Below are 23,172 nucleotides of genomic sequence, written 5' to 3'. Positions count from 1 at the left end.
ATTTAAAATATCTGTGTCATCTTTCTGTAAACACATGTGGAGAATATTTAAAGATAGCATTAGGGTGTTACCAGATTGTTAAACATTTGGTTGCTTTGTTATGTTTTTAATAATTGTGCTAAAGTTCAATAGGATATGTCGAAATATGTAGTCTTGAGTCCGGAGTCTGAAGTTCTGAGTTTTTTTAACCTGGACTGAAGACTTAGAACTCAGGCCTATAAAAGTGCGTGCCTCTCGGTCGGGCTCATACGCTCCTGCACAGGCCTTATCAACCTGGCCGGTATCCGCTTCTATCCCGCACGCGGTTTTGCCTGCTTGAGGGGGAAGCTCAATCTCCAAACAATGTGTCGTTATCACCAACATCATGTCCAGGCCAATACGACGGAAATATACACTTGTGCGATATCATAAAATGTGTATATTGCATATGGTCAATTAAGGTCGGCGATCGTATTTAGCCAATAAGAAGATGAAAAACATCATATTGATATCGATCGTTTTTTTGAATCTCCTGCCTTGTATACAAAAAGGCTCACTGCACGGTGATCCGTCACCCACATGCCCGGGCTGTTCTGAATTTAATTCCTGGATAATCAATCATACCAAGGTTTCGTCACATAACATCACTTATTACGCCAGCGATAACTCCAGGCATAGTGATGGTGTGAATTGTGATTGTGGTGGTATGTCTTGCTCTACTGAGGGCAAGTATTGGTGCACTGATGGTGCAGATTGGTTTTACTATAGCAGTTCCGGCTGGATAAAAATAGATAAGTGTTCTGCTTGTCGCTCTATCATCTTCAATTATGATAAAGCAGTACCTTCAACGGGCTCAATTCCTTATCCGGGGGACCCCAACATTGGTAAACATGCGGGCTGGTGTATACCAATTGAACTGGCAGTTATAACTGGCTTAGATCCATGTGATATTGCGAAGTATTATTACCGATCAACGAACGGAACGAATTGTACGGCTGTACCGGATATTGGAACAGACCCTGATGATATCCCTGCCCTATTTCAACATTATCATGTTACTGCGATAAAAAAAACAACACCGCTTACGTTGTGTGATATAATTAATTACTTTTCGCCCAATGATGGCAGGTCGTTATTGATCCATATCCCCGATCATGATTACCTGATCTTAGGAGTGGAAAGAACCTCATCGGGAACCGTCACCTTTGATGTATTTGATCCTGATCAGGTTGTAGGCAACTCATGGTTAAATTTAACTGTTGATTTTAGTAGTTTGACTTTCGGGGATAGGTATTGGACATTAAAAAAATAAGCCGTTTAATAAATTACAAATGAAAAGAACCATAAAAATAAGATCAACCACACTATTCCTCACCATAGTTTTCACATTGGGGTTTGCTATGGTTTCTGTTGCTCAAAAAACCACGGCCGCCAAACAAGGCAAAGCTGATACGGCAAAAAACCCAATGCAAGCAACTCTTACGGTCTATCGTATCACTACCACTATAAATGACCAGATCAAATTATTAAAAACAGAGCTTTTTACGTCTACAAAATGGCAAGTTTATAGCGATACATCGAGCAGACGCAGTTTGCTGGAGCGTGACACGAACGTTTTTCGATTTAAACCTTTATTAACGTACGATGTGGATAGTGCGGAAATAAAAAGATATAACGGTAGTTCTGATCCTGTTTACTTATTACATCTTGATACGTTGAAAATTGACATCTGTGTTTTAAGATCAGATAAATTTCATGGCTGTTTTACCGTCAAATTAAATAACAAGGTTTGGAAATTGGCTAACGGAATGGGAAACTTTAATAACAAATATGCCGAAATGCTCGAAAGGTATATCAATAAGGGCGATCTCATTGCGATACACTTTCATAAAAGTGCTACATCTGTTGAAAATGCATTGGCACTTGTTGTACATGACAAGATCTACGTTTTTACATTTAATAACACTATTGATGGTTTGGACAAAGTTTTAACCGACATACAAAACCAGATCATAGCGCGGGAAAAAAGAAAAGGAGACGGTCGTGATTATTAAAATTACATTGCCTTCATAAACCTTACCGTAGCTTTTCCTATCTTTCAGTTTTAAACCATCCTTATGAAATTTCGTAACCTGGCCATTATCTTATTGCTTTTAGTACGATGCGCGTTTGCTCAAACCACTCCACCGGCATCGCTAACAGATATTAAACAAGCACTGAAAAAATTAAACGTGTTGGGAAGCGTGCTTTACGTAGCCGCGCATCCGGATGATGAGAATACCCGGTTATTGGCTTACCTGGCGCAGGAAAAGCATTACCGTACGGGTTACCTGGCTTTAACGCGGGGCGATGGCGGCCAGAATCTGATCGGCAACGATCAAAGTGAATTGTTGGGACTTGTACGCACACAAGAATTATTAGCTGCCCGCCGGGTTGACGGAGCCGAACAGTTTTTCAGCCGGGCTAACGACTTTGGTTTTTCGAAAGGACCGGATGAAACATTGAAAATATGGGACAGGGAAAAAGTATTAAGCGATGTGGTTTGGACCATCCGCAAGTTTAAACCCGATGTGATCATCTGCCGTTTCCCTACCACGGGCGAAGGCGGGCATGGGCACCATACGTCGTCGGCCATATTGGCGCAGGAGGCTTTTACTGCTGCCGCCGACCCGAAACGCTTCCCGCAACAATTACAATATGTACAGCCATGGCAGGCCAAACGCCTGTTATGGAACACCTTTAATTTTGGCGGGGCCAACACCACGGCCGAGAACCAGTTCAAGATAGATGTAGGCGTTTACAATGCTTTATTAGGCAAAGGTTATGGTGAGATTGCTGCCGATAGCCGCTCGAACCATAAGAGCCAGGGCTTCGGTTCGGCTAAGCAACGAGGGCAATCATACGAATACTTTAAAACCATACTGGGTACCGCGCCGCGTATGGATCTGTTTGACGATGTAAACACTACCTGGAAACGCATAAAAGATGGCGAAGCTATTGAGCAAACGGTAACCACCATTGGCAAGGCGTTTGATGAAAATAACCCGGCAGGTTCGGTACCTGCTTTGGTACAATTGTTTAGTCGCGTTGAAAAAGTACCTGATACTTACTGGCGAGATCAAAAAACTAATGAACTGAAAAACCTGATAGCTGCCTGTTCAGGTTTGTGGTTCGAAGCTTATGCCGCCGAGCCTACCTATGCCATTGGCGACAGCATCCCGGTAAGGGCACAGATCATCGACCGTTATAATGACAAAGTGAAACTGGCCGCCATTACCACCAATGGTGTTAGCCATGCAATGCCTTCGGCGATACAGAACAACCAGTTGCAAACGGTAAATAGCAAAGTGTTTGCAGATAAATTAACCCAGCCCTACTGGCTGGAAACACCGCACAGCATCGGCAGTTATAATATCCCCAACCAGCAATTAGTGGGCAACCCCGAAAATCCTGATCTGCCGACTGTGGGTTTTGAGTTTATAATCGAAGGCAAACCTATCCGTTTTGAGCGCAGGCTGGTATATAAATATGTGGACCCGGTGCGTGGCGAGGTTTACCAGCCTGTGGCTATTACGCCTCCGGTAACGGCAAATATTGCCAGTCCGGTGTATGTGTTTAGCACCGGCGTGCCACAAAGCCTGGTAGTAAGATTAAAGAGTTTCCGCAAGGAACCTTTCGGCAGCATCCATTTAAAATTGCCTAAAGGCTGGAAATCAGAACCGGAAAACATCGACTTTAAAAACAAAAACAAAGGCGAAGAATGGATCGAACATTTCACCATTACCCCTACCGGCAACCAAACCGAGAACGGAACGGTTGATGCCGAGGTAACCTCCGGAATGAACAAGACGGTTTATAACTACGGCATCAAGGTGATCAATTATGAGCATGTGCCGGTGATCACTTTGTTCCCGCCCGCGCAGGCACAATTGCTCAATCTCAACTTAAAATTAGCCGGTAAAAAAATAGGTTATATTAATGGCGCAGGCGATTTGGTACCTGATGCCTTGCGCCAGGCAGGTTACGAAGTGCACGAACTGGACGAAAAGGAAATTATGAACGGCGACCTAAGCCAATACGATGCTATTGTTACCGGGGTACGCGCTTATAATGTAAACAGCCGTTTGGTTGTTGAACAGCCCAAGCTGATGGAATACGTAAAAAATGGCGGCAACCTGCTGATACAATACAACAACAACCAGGGTATTGTGGTGAATGATATTGGACCTTATCCTTTTAAAGTAGTTAACCAGCGCGTTACCGATGAAAATGCCAAAGTAACCGTTACGGACCCGAATAACCCGGTGCTGAACTATCCGAATAAAATTGTACCATCGGATTTTGATGGCTGGGTGCAGGAGCGAGGACTATACTTTACTACTGGTGCCGATAGCCGCTACCAGGCCCCATTAAAAATGAACGATGCCGGTGAAGCATCAAACAGCGGCTCGCTGATCATTACCGATTTTGGTAAAGGCCGGTTTATTTATACGTCGTTATCGTTTTTCAGGCAGTTGCCTGCCGGGGTACCGGGGGCTTATAAATTATTTATTAATATGCTGAGTAAGCCTGCGGCTCCGGTGAATTGAGCGTAGGGGATTTGCCTGATGGTAAAGATTTCTCGTCGCTGCGCTCGCTCGAAATGACAATTCTCTATTAAAAAAGAAAACCCGGATAAACCGGGTTTTCTTTTTTAATATGTTTAGAACTACACGCCTAATAACAACCTCGCAGGATCTTCCAGTAATTGTTTTACACGCACCAGGAAACTTACCGATTCGCGGCCATCGATGATGCGGTGATCGTACGACAGGGCCAGGTACATCATCGGGCGGATAACTACCTGTCCGTTTACAGCTACCGGGCGCTCAACAATGTTGTGCATACCTAAAATAGCCGATTGCGGCGAGTTGATGATCGGGGTCGACATCATCGAACCAAAAACACCGCCATTGGTAATGGTAAATGTACCGCCGGTCATTTCGGCAAGGCTTAGTTTGTTTTCGCGGGCCTTACCTGCCAAAACCACAACCTCTTTTTCAATTTCAGCAAGGCTCATTGACTCAGCATTGCGGATAACCGGAACTACCAGGCCTTTTGGAGCAGATACAGCGATAGAGATATCAGCAAAATTGCTATAGACGATCTCTTCACCTTCAATACGGGCGTTTACTGCAGGCCAATCTTTCAGGGCTTCGCAAACCGCTTTGGTAAAGAATGACATAAAGCCTAAGCCAACGCCATGTTTTTCTTTAAATTTATCTTTGTATTTGCTCCGGATCTCCATAATTGGCGACATATCCACCTCGTTAAAGGTGGTTAACATCGCGGTTTCATTTTTAACAGCTACCAAACGCTTGGCCACTGTTTTACGCAATGGCGACATTTTTTCGCGCTTTTCGCCACGAGGTGAACCTGAGCCGCCTCCGTCTGATACTCCCGGTGCCGGTGCAGCAGGTTTTGCCGGTTGAACAGCAGGAGCGGACTTTTGTGCGTTCAGCGCATCTTCTTTAGTGATGCGGCCGTTTACGCCACTACCACTTACCGAGGCAGGATCAACACCTTTTTCGGCTAATATTTTACCTGCAGCAGGCGATGGTGTACCCGATGCGTAGTTTGATGCTGTTTGAGCAGGTGCAGAAGTTGCAGTAGCAGCGGCAGCAACAGGTTGTGCTACAGGAGCAGCAGCCAGAGCGCTTGCACCAGCACTGATGCTGCAAACAACAGCACCAATGGCTAATACGTCACCTTCTTTTGCAATGGTTTTTAAGGTACCGGCTTGTTCGGCGGTAAGCTCAAAAGTAGCTTTGTCCGATTCAAGTTCGGCAATGGCTTCATCCATGGCAACTGCGTCACCGTCTTTTTTCAGCCAGCGTGATAAAGTTACCTCGGTGATCGACTCGCCTACCGGTGGAACTTTAACCTCGATAGTTTTACCTGCAGGGGCAGCTACCGGAGCAGCGGCAGGCGCTTTATCGGCAACAGCAGCTGGTTTAGCCGGCTCGGCAGCAGGCGCTTCGGCTTTTGCAGGAGCAGCACCGCCATCTTCAATAGTACAAACAGGTGCGCCAACCGGGATGGTGTCGCCTTCTTTGGCAATAGTTCTTAAAGTTCCGGCTTGCTCGGCAGTAAGCTCAAAGGTAGCTTTATCTGATTCTAATTCGGCAATAACCTCGTCCATCGCAACAGTGTCGCCGTCTTTTTTTATCCAGCGTGACAAGGTTACCTCTGTAATTGATTCGCCCACCGGCGGAACTTTTATTTCTAAACTCATAATATGATATGGTATAACAAATTAATCTGCGTTTGTTTCGGCCATTTTTTCGACCGTCTTTTTAACTGCTTTTTTTGCAGCTTCGGCAACCGGGGCTTCAAAAGCTTTGCCTACAATATATAGCTGCTGCGAGGTATGTTGCTTAGCATAACCGGTAGCGGTACTGCTGGCTTCTTTGCGCGAAATAACATCAAGCCCCAAATCGGTTTTGCGGAACTTACGCAACATGTACGGCCATGCCCCCATGTTTTCAGGCTCTTCCTGCACCCATATAAACTCGGTAGCGTTGGCATATTTAGCCTGAAGCTTCAGCATTTGCTGCATTGGGGTTGGATACAATTGCTCAACACGAACGATAGCCACATCCTTGCATTTATCGGCCTGTTGTTTCTCTAACAGATCGTAATATATTTTACCTGAGCAGAACAGTACGCGTTTTACGCTCTTTTCGGTAACGTAAGTATCGTCAATCAACTCGCGGAACCTGCCTTTGGTAAACTCATCAATAGTTGATACGCAGGCCGGGCTACGCAGCAAGCTTTTGGGTGTAAATATCACCAGGGGCTTGCGGTACTCGCGGTGCAGCTGGCGGCGCAGGATGTGGAAGAAGTTTGCCGGGGTAGTACAATTAGCTACCTGGATGTTGTTATCGGCGCAAAGCTCCATAAAACGCTCAATACGTGCCGATGAATGTTCAGGGCCCTGGCCTTCGTAACCGTGTGGCAACAACATTACCAAACCGTTACCACGCTGCCACTTGGTTTCGGCGCTGGCTACGTACTGGTCCACGATGATCTGTGCACCGTTAAAAAAGTCGCCAAATTGCGCTTCCCAGATGGTTAAGGTTGATGGATCGGCTAAAGCATAACCATACTCAAAACCTAAAACACCATACTCGGATAAGTGCGAATTGTAGATATCGAACTTAGCGGCTTTATCTAAAGTGTTTAACGGGGTGTATTCTACTTCGCTATCGGCAAGGGTTAATACTGCATGACGGTGTGAGAAAGTACCGCGTTTTACGTCCTCGCCGCTTAAGCGTACACGTGAACCTTCGCGTAATAACGAACCGTAAGCGATCAGCTCGCCCATGGCCCAATCAAAAGTGCGGGTTTCGGTTACCATTTTGCGGCGCTCCTCAAACAGCTTTTCGATCTTTTTAAAGAACTCTTTATTCTTTGGCAACTCGGTTATCTTATTGCCTATTTCCAAAAATTCTTTTTCGGTGATAGCAGTATCAGGCTGAGCAGTTATCTCTTTTTCGGCAGCAATATGCAGGCCTTTCCAGGCACCGGCAAACATTGGCTTGCTTTGCGTAAATTTTTCTTCAGCTTTCGATTCGTCGAGCATTACCTGCAGTTTGCCGCGGAAAGCTTTTTCCATCTCGGCTGCCAGGGTAGCACTTATAGCACCTTCGTTCAACAATTTTTGATTGTAGATGTACAGCGGGTTAGGGTGCGATTCGATCGCCTTGTACAGTAATGGCTGGGTGAACTTTGGCTCGTCCGACTCGTTGTGCCCATAGCGACGGTAGCATAGGATATCAATAAACACATCCTCGTGGAAGGTTTGGCGGTATTCCATCGCCATATTGATCACGTAAGCTAAAGCCTCGGCGTCATCGCCATTTACGTGGAAAACAGGCGAAAGCACCGTTTTAGCTATATCGGTACAATAAGTGCTCGAACGGGCATCTTTATAGTTGGTGGTAAAACCGATCTGGTTATTGATCACCAGGTGAATGGTGCCGCCGGTGCGGTAGCCATCCAGTTTCATCATCTGTAAAACTTCGTAAACAATACCCTGGCCAGCCACAGATGCATCACCATGAATCAATATCGGCGCTATCTTGCTAAAATCGTGATCGTATTTAAAGTCGATCTTGGCACGGGTCAAACCTTCAACAACCGGGTCGACAGCTTCGAGGTGCGACGGGTTAGGGCAAAGACTTAAGTGTATTTTTTTACCGTTATTGGTGGTGATATCGTTTGAGTAGCCCAGGTGGTATTTAACGTCGCCACTAAAAGCAGAGTCATCCTCGTAAGTTTTACCCTGAAACTCGCTAAAAATTTCTTTGTAGCTTTTTTTCATGATATTGGCCAGCACGTTCAAGCGGCCGCGGTGAGCCATACCGATCACAAACTCTTCCAGGCCCAGATCGGCGCCTTTTTCGATAACGGAATCTAAGGCCGGAATTAAAGCTTCGGCACCTTCGAGCGAGAAACGTTTTTGACCCAAAAATTTGGTGCCCAAAAAGTTTTCGAACAATACAGCTTCGTTTAATTTATTGAGGATGCGCTTTTTCTCATCGATCGAAAAATTCGGCGTGTTGCGTTCTTTTTCCATCCTATCCTCAAACCACTTGGTTTTTATGGGGTTGCGGATATATTTATATTCGGCACCTATCGACTGGCAATAGGTTTGTTCCAAAAGGTCGTGTATGTCGCGCAATTTAGCGGCGCCCAGGCCAACTTCAACACCTGCATTAAACACGGTGTCCAGATCGGCATCGCTTAAGCCAAAAGTTTCGAGCTCCTTACCGGGGAAGTACTTTTGAGGCTCGCGCACCGGGTTTGTTTTGGTGAACAGGTGCCCGCGCGAGCGAAACCCGTTGATCATGTTGAGTACGTTGATCTCTTTTAAGAAGTGCTCGTTGCTTTCGGGAGCGGCGGTGGCGCCACCTACTTCGGCTGATTCTGAGCCTCTGCCAAAATCAAAGCCTTCGAAGAATTTTTGCCAGCCGAACTCGATCGATTCGGGGTCTTGTTGATAAGCTTGGTAAAGGGTATCAATATAGGCAGCGTTGGCGCTGTTAACATAATTTAGACGATCCATGTGAAATAAATCAGTAAAACAATGCAAAATTAAAACATTAAAGCCATACAAAACCTAATTAATAACAAATAACTTTTTAAAAAGAGCCGTTTTTAGGTTTTAGGCAGCTGAAATTAACAGATTTTAATTTGCTGTGATAAAGTAAAGTATAATTATTGTACCGGTTGGTATATATTGCTTTATTTTATAATCTTTTTCACTCCCATCGATTGCAGGCATAACTTACCTTATCTATTTACAATTAAGGTTTTCTCGGTTCCTTTTAATCCAGTTGCTAAAACTTTAACTTTAACAGTTCCGGCTGTTTGTTCTGAGCGTAAGATGGCCATTACAAACCCATTGTGAAATTTCTTTTTATTCCCAGTAAATAGGTCGTCGCTTGAATGGTCGCCGTTATCCACGGCGATTAACTGCGCCGCACCGGTCACCTCAAAAGTAACCTCGCCGGGCGTAGTTACTACTTTGCGTCCATTACTATCAATAGCATACACCTTTATATATTGAAGATCCATACCGTCGGCTTTCCAATTAGCATTTTCAGCCTCCAATTTCAAGGCAACTGCTTCGCCGGTTGTTTCCAGTTCGTCCTGCGCTACAACTTTGCCAGCCTTTCGGGCGACGGCTGTAATTTTACCGGGACTGAACGGAACGTCTTTCCAATAGATGACATTGCGCCTTTTTACTTCTGAAGTATTTTGCTGCACGCCGATAGATTTACTATTAACCAGTAATTCTACTTCGTCGGCATTTGTGTAAGTATAAATATTATACGTTTTACCTTCCTGCCTGTTCCAATGTGCCGAAATATTCTTTTTTCCCACCAGCACATCATTCCAGACCTGCGACTCGCCTTCATTATCCACTACGCCGATATGAACCAAGGGTTCGTCTTTGAAAATACTTTTAATTAAGTAAGCTTGCGGATTGGGTTCCAGTGACTGATTGAAAAATGAATAATTCCACCCTTTCTTCGGCCAGGCGTCTGATTCTCCCCAGTATTCGATGGCCCCCCAGTATGCCAGCCCAACCATTTTGTCTCTATCCATTCCAAAGTAAGGAGCAGCCAACTCCGAAGTTGCAGCTTCACTTTGAAAAATAATCATATTGGGTGCATGTTTCAAATATTCCTGATAATCATCCCAGCAATAGTTGAAACTGGCAATGTCAGTTACTGTTGCTAATTCAGCCGGAATTATCTTGTCTTTAATCCTAAACTCCGGGTCTGCTTTAATAATGCCTCCCGCACGGGCCGGATACATCGCAACTGTTGTTTTACGGGTAGGATCGTACCGCTTTGCCACTACATCTAAAATGCGATAAGTGGTTACTCCCCAATCGCCTGTTGGGAAACCCCACCGTTCTTCCTGAAACTGTAATTCGTTCCCAAAACTCCACATGATAACAGCAGGATGGTTCCGGTCGCGTTTTATCCATTCCTTTAAATTATTGAACCATAGATCCTGCCATGGCGCGTTACCTGCCCAAGCCACTGTGCTGCCCCACTTATCGTACAATTCATCTACAATCAAAATACCTTTTCCGTCGGCGAGCCGCAAAAAAGCTTCTGAATATGGGTTGTGCGAAGTACGGATCGCATTAAAACCAAAACTTTTAAGTTTGTCCATCATTCGCGCGATCGAAGTTTCATAAGCAGCAGCACCTACTGCACCAAGGTCGTGATGATCGGCCGCACCTTTAATAAATACCTTTTTGCCATTTAATTTCAACCCGAAGTCTTTGGAGAATTCGATGGTACGAATACCAAACTTTTGTGCGAGGTTATCAATGACTTTACCGTTTAATACCAATGTAACTTGTGCCGTGTACAGGTTTGGCGTCTCACAGGACCAAAGCCGTGGGTCAGCTATATTAACCATTGGCAACAGGACTTCTACTGTGGCAAGGTGTGAGTTCTGCGGAGCCAGCGTTTTAGTTTCGGCTACTTGATTCCCTTGCGGGGAAAATATTTTTGTATTGATCTCCAATTCATGTTTCTGATTTTTAATGCCGGCTACTTCAACTTGTACCTTTACTTCGGCGTTGTGATCGGAAATATTTGACGTGGTGATAAAAATACCGTGGCGCGCAATAGATATCTTGTTTTTTACAACCAAATGCACATCACGAAAAAGGCCACCGCCAGTGTACCAACGCGAGTTAGCCGCGTCGCCCGTAGAAGCACGGACAGCAACCACATTATCCGAATCGTATTTAATGATATCTGCGATATCGGCTTCAAAACCAAGATAGCCATAATCCGTTCCGCCAATCTTTTTCCCATTTACCCATACTTCGCCCGACAGCATAATACCTTCAAAATCAAGCAACACCTCTCTTCCTTTCCAGTCTGGATCTGCCTTAAAGCTTTTGCGATACCAGCCTATCCCCGTCGTTTTAAATCCCCGGTTTTTACTTGCTGTTTTATCCCAGGGTTGTTCAAACTGAAAATCGTGCGGCAAATTTAACTTGCGCCAACCACTATCATCAAAAGCCAGTTCCTGAGCATCGGCGACCTCGCCCGCTTTAAACTTCCAGCCGAAATTAAAGAGCTGGTTTATCCGAACATGCTCATCAGGATTCTGAGCAAAAAGCAATGTTATGTAACAGAGGGCGATAGTGGTTGATAGAATATATTTTTTCATACAATTGGTTAATGGATCATTCATCATCAGAGAATGATATACCGAAAGTAGGAAGATGATTGTTTTTATATGGTTAATTAGCTTACCCAAAGCTCATCCAAAATTTGGATAAGGTATTTTTTTGATAATCAATGCATTGAAATTAGACGGTGCGCCTAAAAGTGATAGAGAATTCGGCTATCGGGAGCTTTGAGATCGCAATTTTTCACAAAGCCATTTCCTTCAAATTCAATAAACAATCCTTTAAGTTCGCCTAATGACTTTTGATAGCTCCCGGTGAAAAGTAGTTTACCATTGACAAATAAGGTGACATGCCTCTTCCGGTTAGTTATTTTAACCGTACTCCAATTTTCTTGAGTGAGAACAAACTGCGAGAGATCGCTTTTATCGCCATCGAACCTTTGCTCACTTAAAAAATTGATAACCCGGGCACTACACCCCGGACTCGACAACTTAAACCGGATCATGCTATTGATGCCCGATATCTGAAACTGCGTACTATTACAAGAGATGGCGTTTTTGCGGGGCGGGTTTTTAAAGGTTGTTTCGAAAGTAAAATCATCTGCAAAATAGTTTACCGGCGTATAGTTATATAAACGTGTAAAAATACGCTGGGTAGTATCTAACCCCATTCGATGCAATTGACTGTTCGTCAGATTAAAAAGACTATCGGCAGAAGCTTTTACAGCCGGGATCTCATAATAGTGATTACGCAGCTGATCATTGTAGCTCAACGCTATCCATTTGTCAGAATTTATACTCGTCGTCGTTACAGCGATAACTGATCTTGGTGTGCGTATACTTACTTTGAACACACCCGAATATAAGTATTGATGTGCTATCTGTTTTTGGCTTGCTTTGATATAAATCAATGGCGATTTGTCACCAAAATCTACAAATATGCTATCATGAATGTCTGGTACCTGAAGATCAAAAATAGCTGTCGACGGTAAAACCCCTTCTATTTTTTTTAATGTGATGCGTGCAGAAAGCAAAGCAGGAGTATTAAAAATCCTCCAGGTGATCGACCCAAGTATAACAACTGCTACCGAGGTTATGATATACAGCATTATGTTCCGTTGCGTACGTTGTGTATTGCTTGTTTTTATCGCTTGCTCTTCTATCGTTTTCGGTCTGGTTTCTGGGTCAGCATATCCGCCATACTTTTGCAGCGCCTCAAAAGTGGCTTGCTGCGGGATATAGTTTTCATCTACAGCAAGTTTACCAAAGATGCGTTTCAAGGTATTGATGCTGATGTTTATTTTGGTGTCACGCAGAATATCCTGATTAAGGTCTACAAAGTCGCTATGTGTCCAACGGACAGATTCTCCCCGACCGAAACGAATTTCGCAGCATTTGATTACATCATTCAGGTTAACCTTCCTGCCCATCAAAACAAAAGTAATTAAATTTGGAAATGCTTAATGTGTGTTAACATCATAGTTATCATGGACGCTAACATTTTGTTATGTTCAGGCGTGGACGCCTTAACAGGCGATTTAATGATGACGCATCTCGCGGAAGCGTTTAAGCAACTTGCCGAAACCCTCAATAGCGACAGCTAAAAGGCCGATGATGAGCGTATATTCTTCGAAAGAGTTCACGACACAAGAGGTTTATAATAGTAAGACGATGTTAGTGAGACAAAGTTACGTCTTTCTCATTAATTATTTTTGAGGGAGCCACGGTAACCGGATCGGGGTACGTTTCCGGATCGATGTGATACAGCGCTTTTTCGGCAGCGCTTAAATTATACGGAGTGTGCACCTGTTTGCCGGGGATAAGCGCCAATTGAGGCAGCCATGTTTTTACATATTCGCCTTTTGGATCGTACTCCAGGGCTTGTTTTAAAACATCAAGCTGGCGGTTTTCGCGGGGATCGTTACCTACTCCGGCCGTATAGGCCCAGTTGCCCCAGTTACTGGCGGGCGAGTAATCGATCAGTTTTTCTTCAAAATAAGCGGCGCCCCAGGTCCAGTTCACTTTCAGGTCTTTTACCAAAAAACTGGCCACATTTTGGCGTCCGCGGTTACTCATAAAGCCCGTGGCATTTAGCTCGCGCATGTTGGCATCAATAAATGGTATGCCGGTTTGGCCGGCTTTCCATTTTTCAAACAGCTGTGTTTGGTTGGCCGATACTTCGGGCGCCAGGCCTTTAAAACCGCCTGCTTTAAAAAACTGGTTGCCATGTTTTTTAAACATAAAGCGGAAGTAATCGCGCCAAAGCAATTCAAAAATAAGCCAATAGGTAGAGTCGTTGGCGCCGCGCTGTTGTTCGTAACGTTTTACTTCCCAGTAGATCTCGCGGGTTGAAAGGCAGCCCATGGCCAGCCACGGCGAAAATTTTGATGAATAATCTGCGCCAAGCAAACCGTTACGGGTAGCCTTATAGGTTTTAAGCAAGTCGCTCTCCCAAAAATACTGGTGCATGTGCTTTAACCCTTCGGTTTCGCCGCCTTTAAAACGCATTACAGCACGCGAATCGTCAATGGGTTCGGTTAAGCCCAATTGTACCAATGTGGGTATTTCGCCGGCATTATCAATAACCGGCACGTTGATCTGCTCCGGTGTTTCGAACGATGGGCGGATATCGCTGTCGCGTTCTATCTTTTTCCGGAAAACGGTAAACACATCAGGGATATCCTTGATGGGAAAAGGCAGATCTTCTTTATGATAAAGGGTGTGCCCGATAAAGTGCTTTAAGTTTAAGCGGATCTTCCACAAGGCGGCCTCAACCCGGGCCGATATATTGGTTTCTTCGAAAGCTACTTCGCGGTGATGGTAAACTTCGGATACCTGGTATTGCTGAGCCAGCTGGGGTATTATTTCGGCGGGGTCGCCAAAGCGAACAATGAGGTCGCCCCCGGCGGCACGTAAGGTTTCGCGCAGGTTGGTTACCGATTCGATTAAAAACCTTGCCTGAAAATTACCTGTTTTTTGTGTACCGAATGAGGTGGTTTTGAAATAAAACGGGTCGAAACAATATACCGGCAAAACTTTATCGGCTTTACGGCAAGCCTCCAATAAAATTTCATTGTCGTGTATACGCAGATCGTTTCGGAACCAGACGAGTATCGTTTTATCGCTCATATTTAAACTGCACCACTAACCCAAGCGGGTTTTGAAAGTGTAAAAATGCAAATTTTTTATTTTTTACGTATCCTATTTTGCAATGTTTGACATTTTAGCAACATAAAATGAGGTTTTTACAATGAAATTGTTACCGTTTTTTGACCTGATCATTCAATTTATGAAAATCATAGGGGGTAGTTATAACTAATCAAAACACCTTTACGGTTTCCCTGTTGCTCATTAATGAAAGTGCTGATCACAGGGGCCAATGGCTACATTGGCGCAAGTTTATTGCCGGTACTGCTTGATAAGGGACATGAGGTAATTTGCCTGGTGCGCGACAAACGGCGTTTTATGCAAAACAGCCATGCCGACCGGGTGCAGATCATTACGGGCGATCTACTGAAAGAAACCTCGATCGATGCTTTTCCAGGTGATATTGATGCCGCCTATTACCTGGCACACAACATAGCCGATACGCCTGAATTTAGGCGAATGCAAGCCTTATCCGCCCATCACTTTGCGCAGGCACTTAACCGCACCAACTGCAAACAAGTGATCTTTTTAAGCAATATTGGAGGAATTAGTAGCCAACCTGATCATCTGGCATCACTTAAGCCTGCTGAAGAAATTTTACAGGAAGCGAATGCCGCGGTAACGGTGCTGCGCACTTCTGTTATCATTGGCCCGGGTAGTTTGTGGTTTGGCATTATCCGCGACCTGGTTGAAAAACTCCCTGTTATTACCGTACCCGGTTGGGTAAAAACCCGTTGCCAGCCCATTGCCCTCAATGATGTAACAAGCTACCTGGACGGTGTACTGTTAAATGAAAAAGCTTTTAACCAAACCTTTGATATTGGCGGGCCGGATATATTGAGTTTTAAGGATCTGCTGCTCATCTACGCTAAAGGGCGTAAGCTAAACCGGCGGATCATTGTATTGCCGTTCCGATCGTCAAAATTATCATCGTACTGGCTGCATTTGCTAACCTCCATTGGGTATCATTCGGCGCAAAGCCTGGTAAACAGCTTGAAACAAGACATCGTTATGAATGACCACCGTATTGATAAAGCAGTGCCCCGCCAATGTTTAACCTGCGCCGAAGCTTTTGCACTGAGCATTGGTGATACTGAACAAACGGCCATAACGGTAAGGCTCAATAACGAAGCGGCACTAAACCCAAAAGTTAATACAATTAAAAAGCAATTACATTAATTAAAAAAATAATCACCTGATATTTAGTGCTATTGAAAAACATTTATTATCTTTAAAACACCAATATAAACCTATACTTTATCCATAGCCGCTCTGCATCCCCGTGTATGGGCATTGTACAGATTTGTTAATTGTTTACTAAATTTTAGTCCAATGAAAAAGATCAGGAACATACTTGAAAACAAGGGACACCAGGTTTACTCGGTTACTCCCGAAACTTCTGTTTATGATGCTTTGCACATGATGATGGAAAAGAATATCAGTTCGTTACTGATTATGGAAAATGAAGTACTGAAAGGTATTTTTACCGAGCGCGATTATGCCCGTAAACTGGTACTGATGGGTAAATCATCAAAAGACACTCCCATTGGCGAAATTATGACCATTAATTTATTCACCATTGCCCTTAACGATTCTATCGATCATTGTATGGAAATGATGAGCAATCATAAAATACGCCACCTGCCTGTTATTGATAACAACCGGGTAACGGGCATGGTATCTATAGGCGATGTGGTAAAGTTTATTATTGAAGATCAGAAACGGACGATACAGCAGTTGGAAAGTTATATTGCCAGTTAAAACACATGGAAGATGTATGATGTAAAATGGAAGATGTGTTTATAAACTGTATTTGGTTTATGACGTTTTCCATCTTACCTTTCGCCTCTTACCTATTCATCCATGAATAAACATATTTTAATTACCGGCGGTACCGGCCTGGTTGGGCGGCGCTTAACCGATGTATTGCTGCAAAAGGGTTTTACGGTTAGTCACCTGAGCCGCAAGCCCGGCAAAAACCCACAGGTTAAAACTTATTTATGGAACGTTGAGCAGGGGGTTATTCACCCTGATTGCATAATTGGGGTTGATACCATTATACACCTTGCCGGTGAAGGCGTTGTTGATAAACGCTGGACGGATGAGCGTAAAAAGACTTTAATAGAAAGTCGCACCAAATCAATAGCACTTATTTATAGTTTACTGCGTGCAAACCCGGAGCACCAGGTAAAAAGCATTATTTCGGCATCGGCAATTGGTTATTATGGCAACCGCGGCGAAGAGCTGATGTACGAGGATAATATACCCTCGCAGGATTTTTTAGGCGAATGTTGCATGCTTTGGGAAAAAGCCGTTGACGAAGGATCGGAACTGGGGTTGCGGGTATTGAAATTTCGTACCGGGGTAGTTCTAACTTTAGATGGCGGCGCCCTGCCTCAAATGGCTACGCCCATTAAGCTCGGTTTGGGTTCGCCTATTGGCGATGGCCTGCAGTGGATACCCTGGATACACATGCAGGATGTTTTAGGCATGTACCTGATGGGGATAGAGAACCTTGAATTGCAAGGCGTTTATAATATGGTTGCACCAAACGCAGTAACTAACAAACAGCTAACTCAGGCTATAGCCCAGCAGCTGCATAAATCGCTGTGGATGCCAAACGTACCGGAGTGGGTATTAAAACTGTTATTAGGCGAAATGAGCATTGTGGTATTGGGCAGCACCAAGGTATCGGCAGCGCGCATACAGATTGCCGGGTACAAGTTTTTGTACGAAAAAGTGAATGACGCGCTGGAAGCTATTTACGGCCCGCCGAAAATTTTGCGGGAAGAAATGATACCTGAAAAGCAACCGGAAGAATAGAATCAAGAGTCAAGAATCAGGAAACAAGACAAAAAAATCTCTTACAATTTCCCTCTGTTTTAATGGTTGAGCTTTGAAGGATTGAATAACCATGTCGAAATTTTCTTACAATATCTTTATTGTTTAAATGTAAGGTTGGAGCAAGGTAAATAGGGGGTTTCTTGGGTTTTTACTTATTTTTTGGGCGTTCCCCAAGGGTCGCGCTATCCGCTCATACTACACATGGCCTTAGCCGCGGCCTGCCCTGAGCCCGTCGCAGGGCCGGTATCCGCTTCTATCGCTAACGCAGGCAAACGTACATCTGAAGTAAATGCTATCTTTATAAATATGAATACCAATCTATTTAAACATTTATTCCTGCTGCTGTTGATTGTGACATTTAACACAACCCTCGCTCAAAAACAAACCGGGCTATGGGGCGATCAGGGTAATGGCACCTACAAAAACCCGATACTGAATGCCGATTACTCGGACCCGGACGTGATCCGCGTAGGCGATACTTTTTATATGGTTTGCTCCGATTTTCATTATATGGGGATGCCGGTGCTCAAATCTAAAGACCTGGTGAACTGGACGATCATTAGCCAGATATACAACCGGCTGGATATTGACAGCGGGTATAACAACATGAGCAAATACGCCAAAGGCAGCTGGGCGCCTGCGCTGCGGTATCATAATGGATTATACTACGTTTATTTTTGTACCCCCGAAGAGGGTTTGTATATGAGTACGGCTACCGACCCGGCAGGTAAATGGTCGCCCTTAACTGAAGTGCAACGCGTACCCAAATGGGAAGACCCTTGTCCGTTTTGGGACAATGACGGGCAGGCTTACCTGGGGCACAGTCGTACCGGCGCGGGCCCGATCATTATCCATAAAATGAGCAGCGACGGCAAGCACCTGCTGGATACCGGCGTAACGGTTTACCGCGGGCCAACAGCCGAAGGGACAAAAATTTATAAGCGTGATGGCTGGTATTACATCATTATTCCCGAGGGCGGCGTAGGCCGGGGTTACGAAACCGCGCTGCGATCGAAAAGTATTTACGGGCCCTATGAGCGCAAGGTGGTTTTAGAGCAAGGGAGCACCAAAATAAACGGCCCGCACCAGGGCGGCTGGGTAGAGCTGGATTCGGGCGAATCATGGTTTATCCATTTTCAGGATGATGGGGAGATTGGTCGCGTTTGCCATTTAGAACCTGTTAAATGGGTTGACGGCTGGCCGCTGATGGGCGTAGACCTGGATGGTAACGGCATAGGCGAACCGGTAAGCGTTTATCAGAAACCTAATGTGGCTAAAATATACCGCATAACGGCGCCGCAAACTTCGGATGAGTTTAACAGCCCGAAACTGGGTTTACAATGGCAATGGAACCATAACCCGGTTGATGGCAAATGGAGTTTGACTAATGGACACCTGGCGTTGCAGGCCATGCAGGCGGCAGATAACAAACATGCTAAAAATACCATCACCCAAAAACTGATGGGTAAAACAGGTACCATTACGGTAAAGCTCGACCTGGCTGAAATGGGTAACGGGCAAAAGGCCGGCTTGTGTTTGCTTGGGCAGAATATTCATGAGATCGGCGTAAGCCGAAGCGATAACACTTTACAATTGTTTGCCAATAATAATGGAAAGCTATCCGTCACTATACCCGTTAAACAGGGCGTGGTTTATTTACGGATAGCTGCCGACCTTAACGCTAACCATACCATTTTACAATACAGCCTTAACGGTAAAGATTTTGAGCAGTTGGGCGATGTATGCGTACTAACCAAGAAGAATTATTGGAAAGGTGTACGGCCGGGTTTGTTTTCGTATAATATGCTGAATGATTCGGGCACAGCTTTGTTTGATTGGTTTCATTACCAGTATGATGGGCCAAGCCCTCAGCCCCCTGAAGGGGGAGATAAGAATAAATGAGTGAAAAACACCGACAAATATCCCCCTGTTCTGGACGCAGGAAGTAAGAAAGTAAAAAACTTTAGCTTTTAAACATTGTAGCTTTCAATCTGTCTCCTACATAAAAAATGCAGGTAACTATTTCGATAATCTTCTATTAGAATGTGATGGATTATTTTTTTATATTTATATAAAAAAATATCTATTAACGGTGATTAGTGAACATGCAATCTCAGGTGTAGAATATCAAAGACTGGCTTCTAAGATTCAAAACGAGTTTTATAAACCTGTGAGTACTTTTAAAACTTCTATTTTTCTTTGCGGTGCCGACATAAATAGAAAAGATAAAATTAGATTTAAGATATCGGAAGCTTTAACCGATTGGTGGAACTCTTATCAATACGACCTAGTATTTCCCGAGGATATATTCGATGAAATATTATACAATTCTAAAGGAAAAGATTTGCTATCTCTAGAAAACTTACTCGCGGAAAGTATTGATGTTATTTTGTTAATTCCAGAAAGTCCTGGCTCATATGCTGAATTAGGTGCATTTGCTAATGATGAAAAGTTACGTAGCAAGATGATTTGTCTTGTGGATGAACAGTATAAAAAAGATAAAAGCTTTATTAATCAAGGCCCCTTAAAATTAGTCAAAAAAGCAAACAAAGAGGGTATTATTTTTATCGACCCGAATAATGTAACAAAACATATTAAGGATATTCAGGCTTCTATAAGAAAAATTAAAAAAATAAGCACCAAAAGCACTAGTAAAATAAATTTATTGCAGCTGGATCATTTTTTATTACCTTCAATATATTTATTAGAGCCTATTGGCAAAGATAATTTAGTCAGTTTTGTTGAAAGTGTTATAAATGATTCCAAGAGTGCATTTCAAGTAACTACAACGGCTTTGACCATAATGACCAAAAAGAAATTTGTGGAACTTACTCAGTTCGGATATAAATTAACAAGATTAGGAACCAACCACTATTTCGATTTAAAAAAAATCAGCAGCAGAATAAAAATCCAAGATGAAACATTAGCATTAGATAATTTAAGATTAGAAATATTGAATTTAAGATTAAGAAATAAAAAACTTCGAATATAGGTAAAGCTAAACTTTTAGACACTTCGGTGAGTGGATGTTGTTCCGACATCCGAGTATAAAACAAAGCGTTATAATCGCAAATTTTTCACCAAGAATCCGGTAGGTTCTTGTCGAAAACTTCACTCAAAATTTAAGAGGTAAAAGTGGCTTTCCTATATTTTTTTAATTATGAGTAATTCAGATAATATAAGGTTAAGTTTTTTTGGGCTTCCCATTATTCAAAAAATCGATGATTTTTCTGCAATCACTCACATATCAAAGTATACGATATATCAATTGTCGATAAACGCAGCTTATCATTATAAAACATATGAGATCCCCAAAAAAAATGGGAAGCTACGAGTAATATCTCAACCAAGTAAAAAATTGAAAGGATTACAATCTTGGATTTTGTTTTTTATATTAAATAAATTGCAAGTTTCATCCTCGTGTAAAGGTTTCGAAAAGGGGACTTCGATTAGTGACAATGCTGAACCGCATAAGCTTTCAAATGTAATAATGTCAATTGATTTATTGGACTTTTTTCCATCCGTCAAATGGCATATGGTCTATAGTGTATTTAAATCTATTGGTTATAACAGTACAATTTCAACTATTTTGACCAATTTATGTACTTTCAATGGTACTTTGCCTCAGGGAGGACCATGCTCTCCTAAACTTGCCAATCTAATTCTTTGGAAATTAGATTTACGCATTCAAGGATATGTTGGAAAGCGTGGGGTAACGTATACACGATATGCTGATGATTTAACATTTTCAGGCTTTAATCCATACAAGTTAGTGCAGATTTATCCAGTGGTAAAGTCAATTATTAAAGACGAAAAGTTTAACATTAATTACAACAAAACTCATGTCGCAGGTGCAGCAAGAGCAAAAAAGGTTACAGGGTTAATAATTTCGGAAGATAACTATGGGATTGGCATGAAAAAGCTAAAGATAGTCAGAGCAAAAATACATCATTTGACCTTAAATAAAGAGCAAAAAAATCTCGCTTTATTAAACGAAGTCAAGGGTTGGTTAGCCTTTATAAATAGTGTTGATAAAAAAAGGTTACATATGTTAAACGAGTACATTGCCAAACTCCGTGTTAAGTATCCAAGCACATTGATAACAAAGTTGCCTTTGTTTCCGACCAAGTCATATCCTTCAGCATTGCTTACGCCTACAACCAATTCTTTGTAACTATAGGGGTGTCTTCTTTAAGCGTAAGTAAAAACACCGAAGAATGCCGATGTCTCAATTTGCACATCGTCAGATCACCCTGCACAGCAACCCTTTAAGATATTCTCCTTCCGGGAAAGATGCCCTTACTGGATGATCGCCGGGCTGACAGAATTGGTGGATGAATTGCACTTCCTTACCGGCATCCAGAGCGGCCCAGGCCAATATTTGTTTAAAGGTGGTCATATCCATAGCGCCTGAACAGGAATAGGTAGCCAACAGTCCGCCGGGGGTAAGCAGCAGCATGGCCAGGCGGTTCAGGTCTTTATAGGCGCGGGCGGCGCGATCTAAAGCCGAGCGTGAGGGTGCGTATTTAGGTGGGTCGAGAATGATCACATCGAAGGTTTCGCCATCTTCTTTAAATTTGCGGAGCTGTTTGTTCACGTCGGATTGTATGGCGCGATGCTGCAGGTCTTCAAATTCGTTGAGCGCCAGGTTGCTTTTCAGGGTTTCGATAGCCAATGCAGAGCTATCTACGCTGGTTACCGATGCCGCCTCGTTCTGGAAACAGTTGAGGGTAAAGCCGCCGGTATAGCAAAAGCAATCGAGCACGTTTTTGGCGTTAGCATAATGCGCCAGCACCCGGCGGTTATCGCGCTGATCGCAATAGAAGCCTGATTTTTGCCCTTCGGCGATATTGATGCCGTAGCGCAGGCCGTTCTCAACCACCTCAACCAGTTCGGGCGGCTGGCTGCCGGCCAGGATACCGAATGACGGCGCCATACCTTCGTGCTCACGCGAGGACGCATCGCTGCGGTCGAATATACTGGCGGGGTTGAGCAGTTTTTGCAGCTCGTTGATGATGATGGGCTTGATATTTTCGATACCCGAAGTGAGTATCTGTAACGAAAGGTGATCGGCATATTTATCTACGATCAATCCCGGTAAATAATCTGATTCGCTGAAGATCAAACGACAGGTATCGGTAACGCCATCTTCTAAAATAGCCTGGCGCGCTGCCACTGCAACTGCTACCCGGTTTCGCCACCAGGCATCGTCGATGGTTACATTTTCATCCCACTCGAGCAGGCGCAGGGCCACGCGCGATTGATCGTTATAAAAACCATAGGCCATAAAAGCGCCTTTGGCGTCGAGCAGCTTCACAATTTCGCCGTTGGCGGGCTTGCCTTTAACCCTATCGATAGCACCCGAAAACACCCAGGGATGCTTTTGTAAAACCGCTTTCTCTTTGCCTTTTTTTAGTATAACGTCGATCATGATGGGTGCAAAGGTAGTTATTGTGGCGAGTTTTTGGTTCATAGTTCATGGATCATAGT

At 43.7% G+C, this 23,172-nt stretch carries 15 protein-coding genes; 9 read left to right on the top strand and 6 right to left on the bottom strand.

The window, feature by feature from the left end:
* The first annotated feature begins 469 nt into the window (after positions 1-469).
* The 3 genes from ACFGVR_RS09315 (at position 470) to ACFGVR_RS09305 (ending at position 4,568) form a co-directional block, all read left to right on the top strand.
* On the top strand, positions 470-1,291 hold the full coding sequence (locus ACFGVR_RS09315; protein ID WP_448702539.1) for a hypothetical protein: 822 nt from the start codon (positions 470-472) through the stop codon (positions 1,289-1,291).
* A 19-nt stretch (positions 1,292-1,310) separates the two neighbouring features.
* Positions 1,311-2,033 carry a hypothetical protein gene (locus ACFGVR_RS09310; RefSeq protein WP_448702538.1) on the top strand — a complete coding sequence of 241 codons (723 nt, stop codon included), beginning with the start codon at positions 1,311-1,313 and terminating at the stop codon, positions 2,031-2,033.
* A 63-nt stretch (positions 2,034-2,096) separates the two neighbouring features.
* A complete protein-coding gene (locus ACFGVR_RS09305) occupies positions 2,097-4,568 on the top strand; it encodes a PIG-L family deacetylase (protein WP_448702537.1) in 2,472 nt (823 codons plus the stop codon).
* A 119-nt stretch (positions 4,569-4,687) separates the two neighbouring features.
* Here the strand turns inward: ACFGVR_RS09305 and odhB are convergent, their stop codons facing one another.
* The 5 genes from odhB to ACFGVR_RS09280 all read right to left on the bottom strand — a co-directional run bounded on the left by odhB (position 4,688) and on the right by ACFGVR_RS09280 (position 14,820).
* On the bottom strand, positions 4,688-6,253 hold the full coding sequence (gene odhB, locus ACFGVR_RS09300) for a 2-oxoglutarate dehydrogenase complex dihydrolipoyllysine-residue succinyltransferase (protein WP_448702536.1): 1,566 nt from the start codon (positions 6,251-6,253) through the stop codon (positions 4,688-4,690).
* A 21-nt stretch (positions 6,254-6,274) separates the two neighbouring features.
* Positions 6,275-9,088, bottom strand: coding sequence for a 2-oxoglutarate dehydrogenase E1 component (locus tag ACFGVR_RS09295; protein WP_448702535.1), 2,814 nt, complete (start codon positions 9,086-9,088; stop codon positions 6,275-6,277).
* 227 nt (positions 9,089-9,315) lie between these two features.
* Positions 9,316-11,730, bottom strand: a complete 2,415-nt coding sequence (locus ACFGVR_RS09290; RefSeq protein WP_448702534.1) for a glycoside hydrolase family 2 TIM barrel-domain containing protein — start codon at positions 11,728-11,730, stop codon at positions 9,316-9,318.
* A 155-nt stretch (positions 11,731-11,885) separates the two neighbouring features.
* A complete protein-coding gene (locus ACFGVR_RS09285; protein ID WP_448702533.1) occupies positions 11,886-13,121 on the bottom strand; it encodes a hypothetical protein in 1,236 nt (411 codons plus the stop codon).
* Between the two features lie 244 nt (positions 13,122-13,365).
* Positions 13,366-14,820, bottom strand: coding sequence for a DASH family cryptochrome (locus ACFGVR_RS09280; RefSeq protein ID WP_448702532.1), 1,455 nt, complete (start codon positions 14,818-14,820; stop codon positions 13,366-13,368).
* A 225-nt stretch (positions 14,821-15,045) separates the two neighbouring features.
* Between ACFGVR_RS09280 and ACFGVR_RS09275 the strand changes: the two genes are divergently transcribed.
* From ACFGVR_RS09275 to ACFGVR_RS09250, 6 genes are all read left to right on the top strand, one after another.
* A complete protein-coding gene (locus ACFGVR_RS09275) occupies positions 15,046-16,017 on the top strand; it encodes an NAD(P)H-binding protein (RefSeq protein WP_448702531.1) in 972 nt (323 codons plus the stop codon).
* A 153-nt stretch (positions 16,018-16,170) separates the two neighbouring features.
* The gene (locus ACFGVR_RS09270; protein WP_448702530.1) at positions 16,171-16,599 is read left to right on the top strand and encodes a CBS domain-containing protein; all 429 of its coding nucleotides are present in this window, start codon (positions 16,171-16,173) and stop codon (positions 16,597-16,599) included.
* A 102-nt stretch (positions 16,600-16,701) separates the two neighbouring features.
* Positions 16,702-17,661 carry a TIGR01777 family oxidoreductase gene (locus tag ACFGVR_RS09265; protein ID WP_448702529.1) on the top strand — a complete coding sequence of 320 codons (960 nt, stop codon included), beginning with the start codon at positions 16,702-16,704 and terminating at the stop codon, positions 17,659-17,661.
* 222 nt (positions 17,662-17,883) lie between these two features.
* Positions 17,884-19,584: a glycoside hydrolase family 43 protein gene (locus ACFGVR_RS09260; protein WP_448702528.1), complete on the top strand. Its 1,701-nt coding sequence runs from the start codon at positions 17,884-17,886 to the stop codon at positions 19,582-19,584.
* A gap of 190 nt (positions 19,585-19,774) precedes the next feature.
* On the top strand, positions 19,775-20,674 hold the full coding sequence (locus ACFGVR_RS09255) for a retron St85 family effector protein (protein ID WP_448702527.1): 900 nt from the start codon (positions 19,775-19,777) through the stop codon (positions 20,672-20,674).
* Positions 20,675-20,842: 168 nt separating this feature from the next.
* On the top strand, positions 20,843-21,856 hold the full coding sequence (locus ACFGVR_RS09250; RefSeq protein WP_448702526.1) for a retron St85 family RNA-directed DNA polymerase: 1,014 nt from the start codon (positions 20,843-20,845) through the stop codon (positions 21,854-21,856).
* A gap of 69 nt (positions 21,857-21,925) precedes the next feature.
* Here the strand turns inward: ACFGVR_RS09250 and ACFGVR_RS09245 are convergent, their stop codons facing one another.
* Entirely contained in the window at positions 21,926-23,113 is a 1,188-nt protein-coding gene (locus ACFGVR_RS09245) for a class I SAM-dependent rRNA methyltransferase (RefSeq protein ID WP_448703035.1), read from the bottom strand.
* Positions 23,114-23,172 lie beyond the last annotated feature (59 nt).

The organism is Mucilaginibacter aureus, from assembly GCF_053514885.1.
The sequence above is the reverse complement of the archived record's forward strand: the minus strand, read 5'-3'. Positions and strand labels throughout refer to the sequence as shown.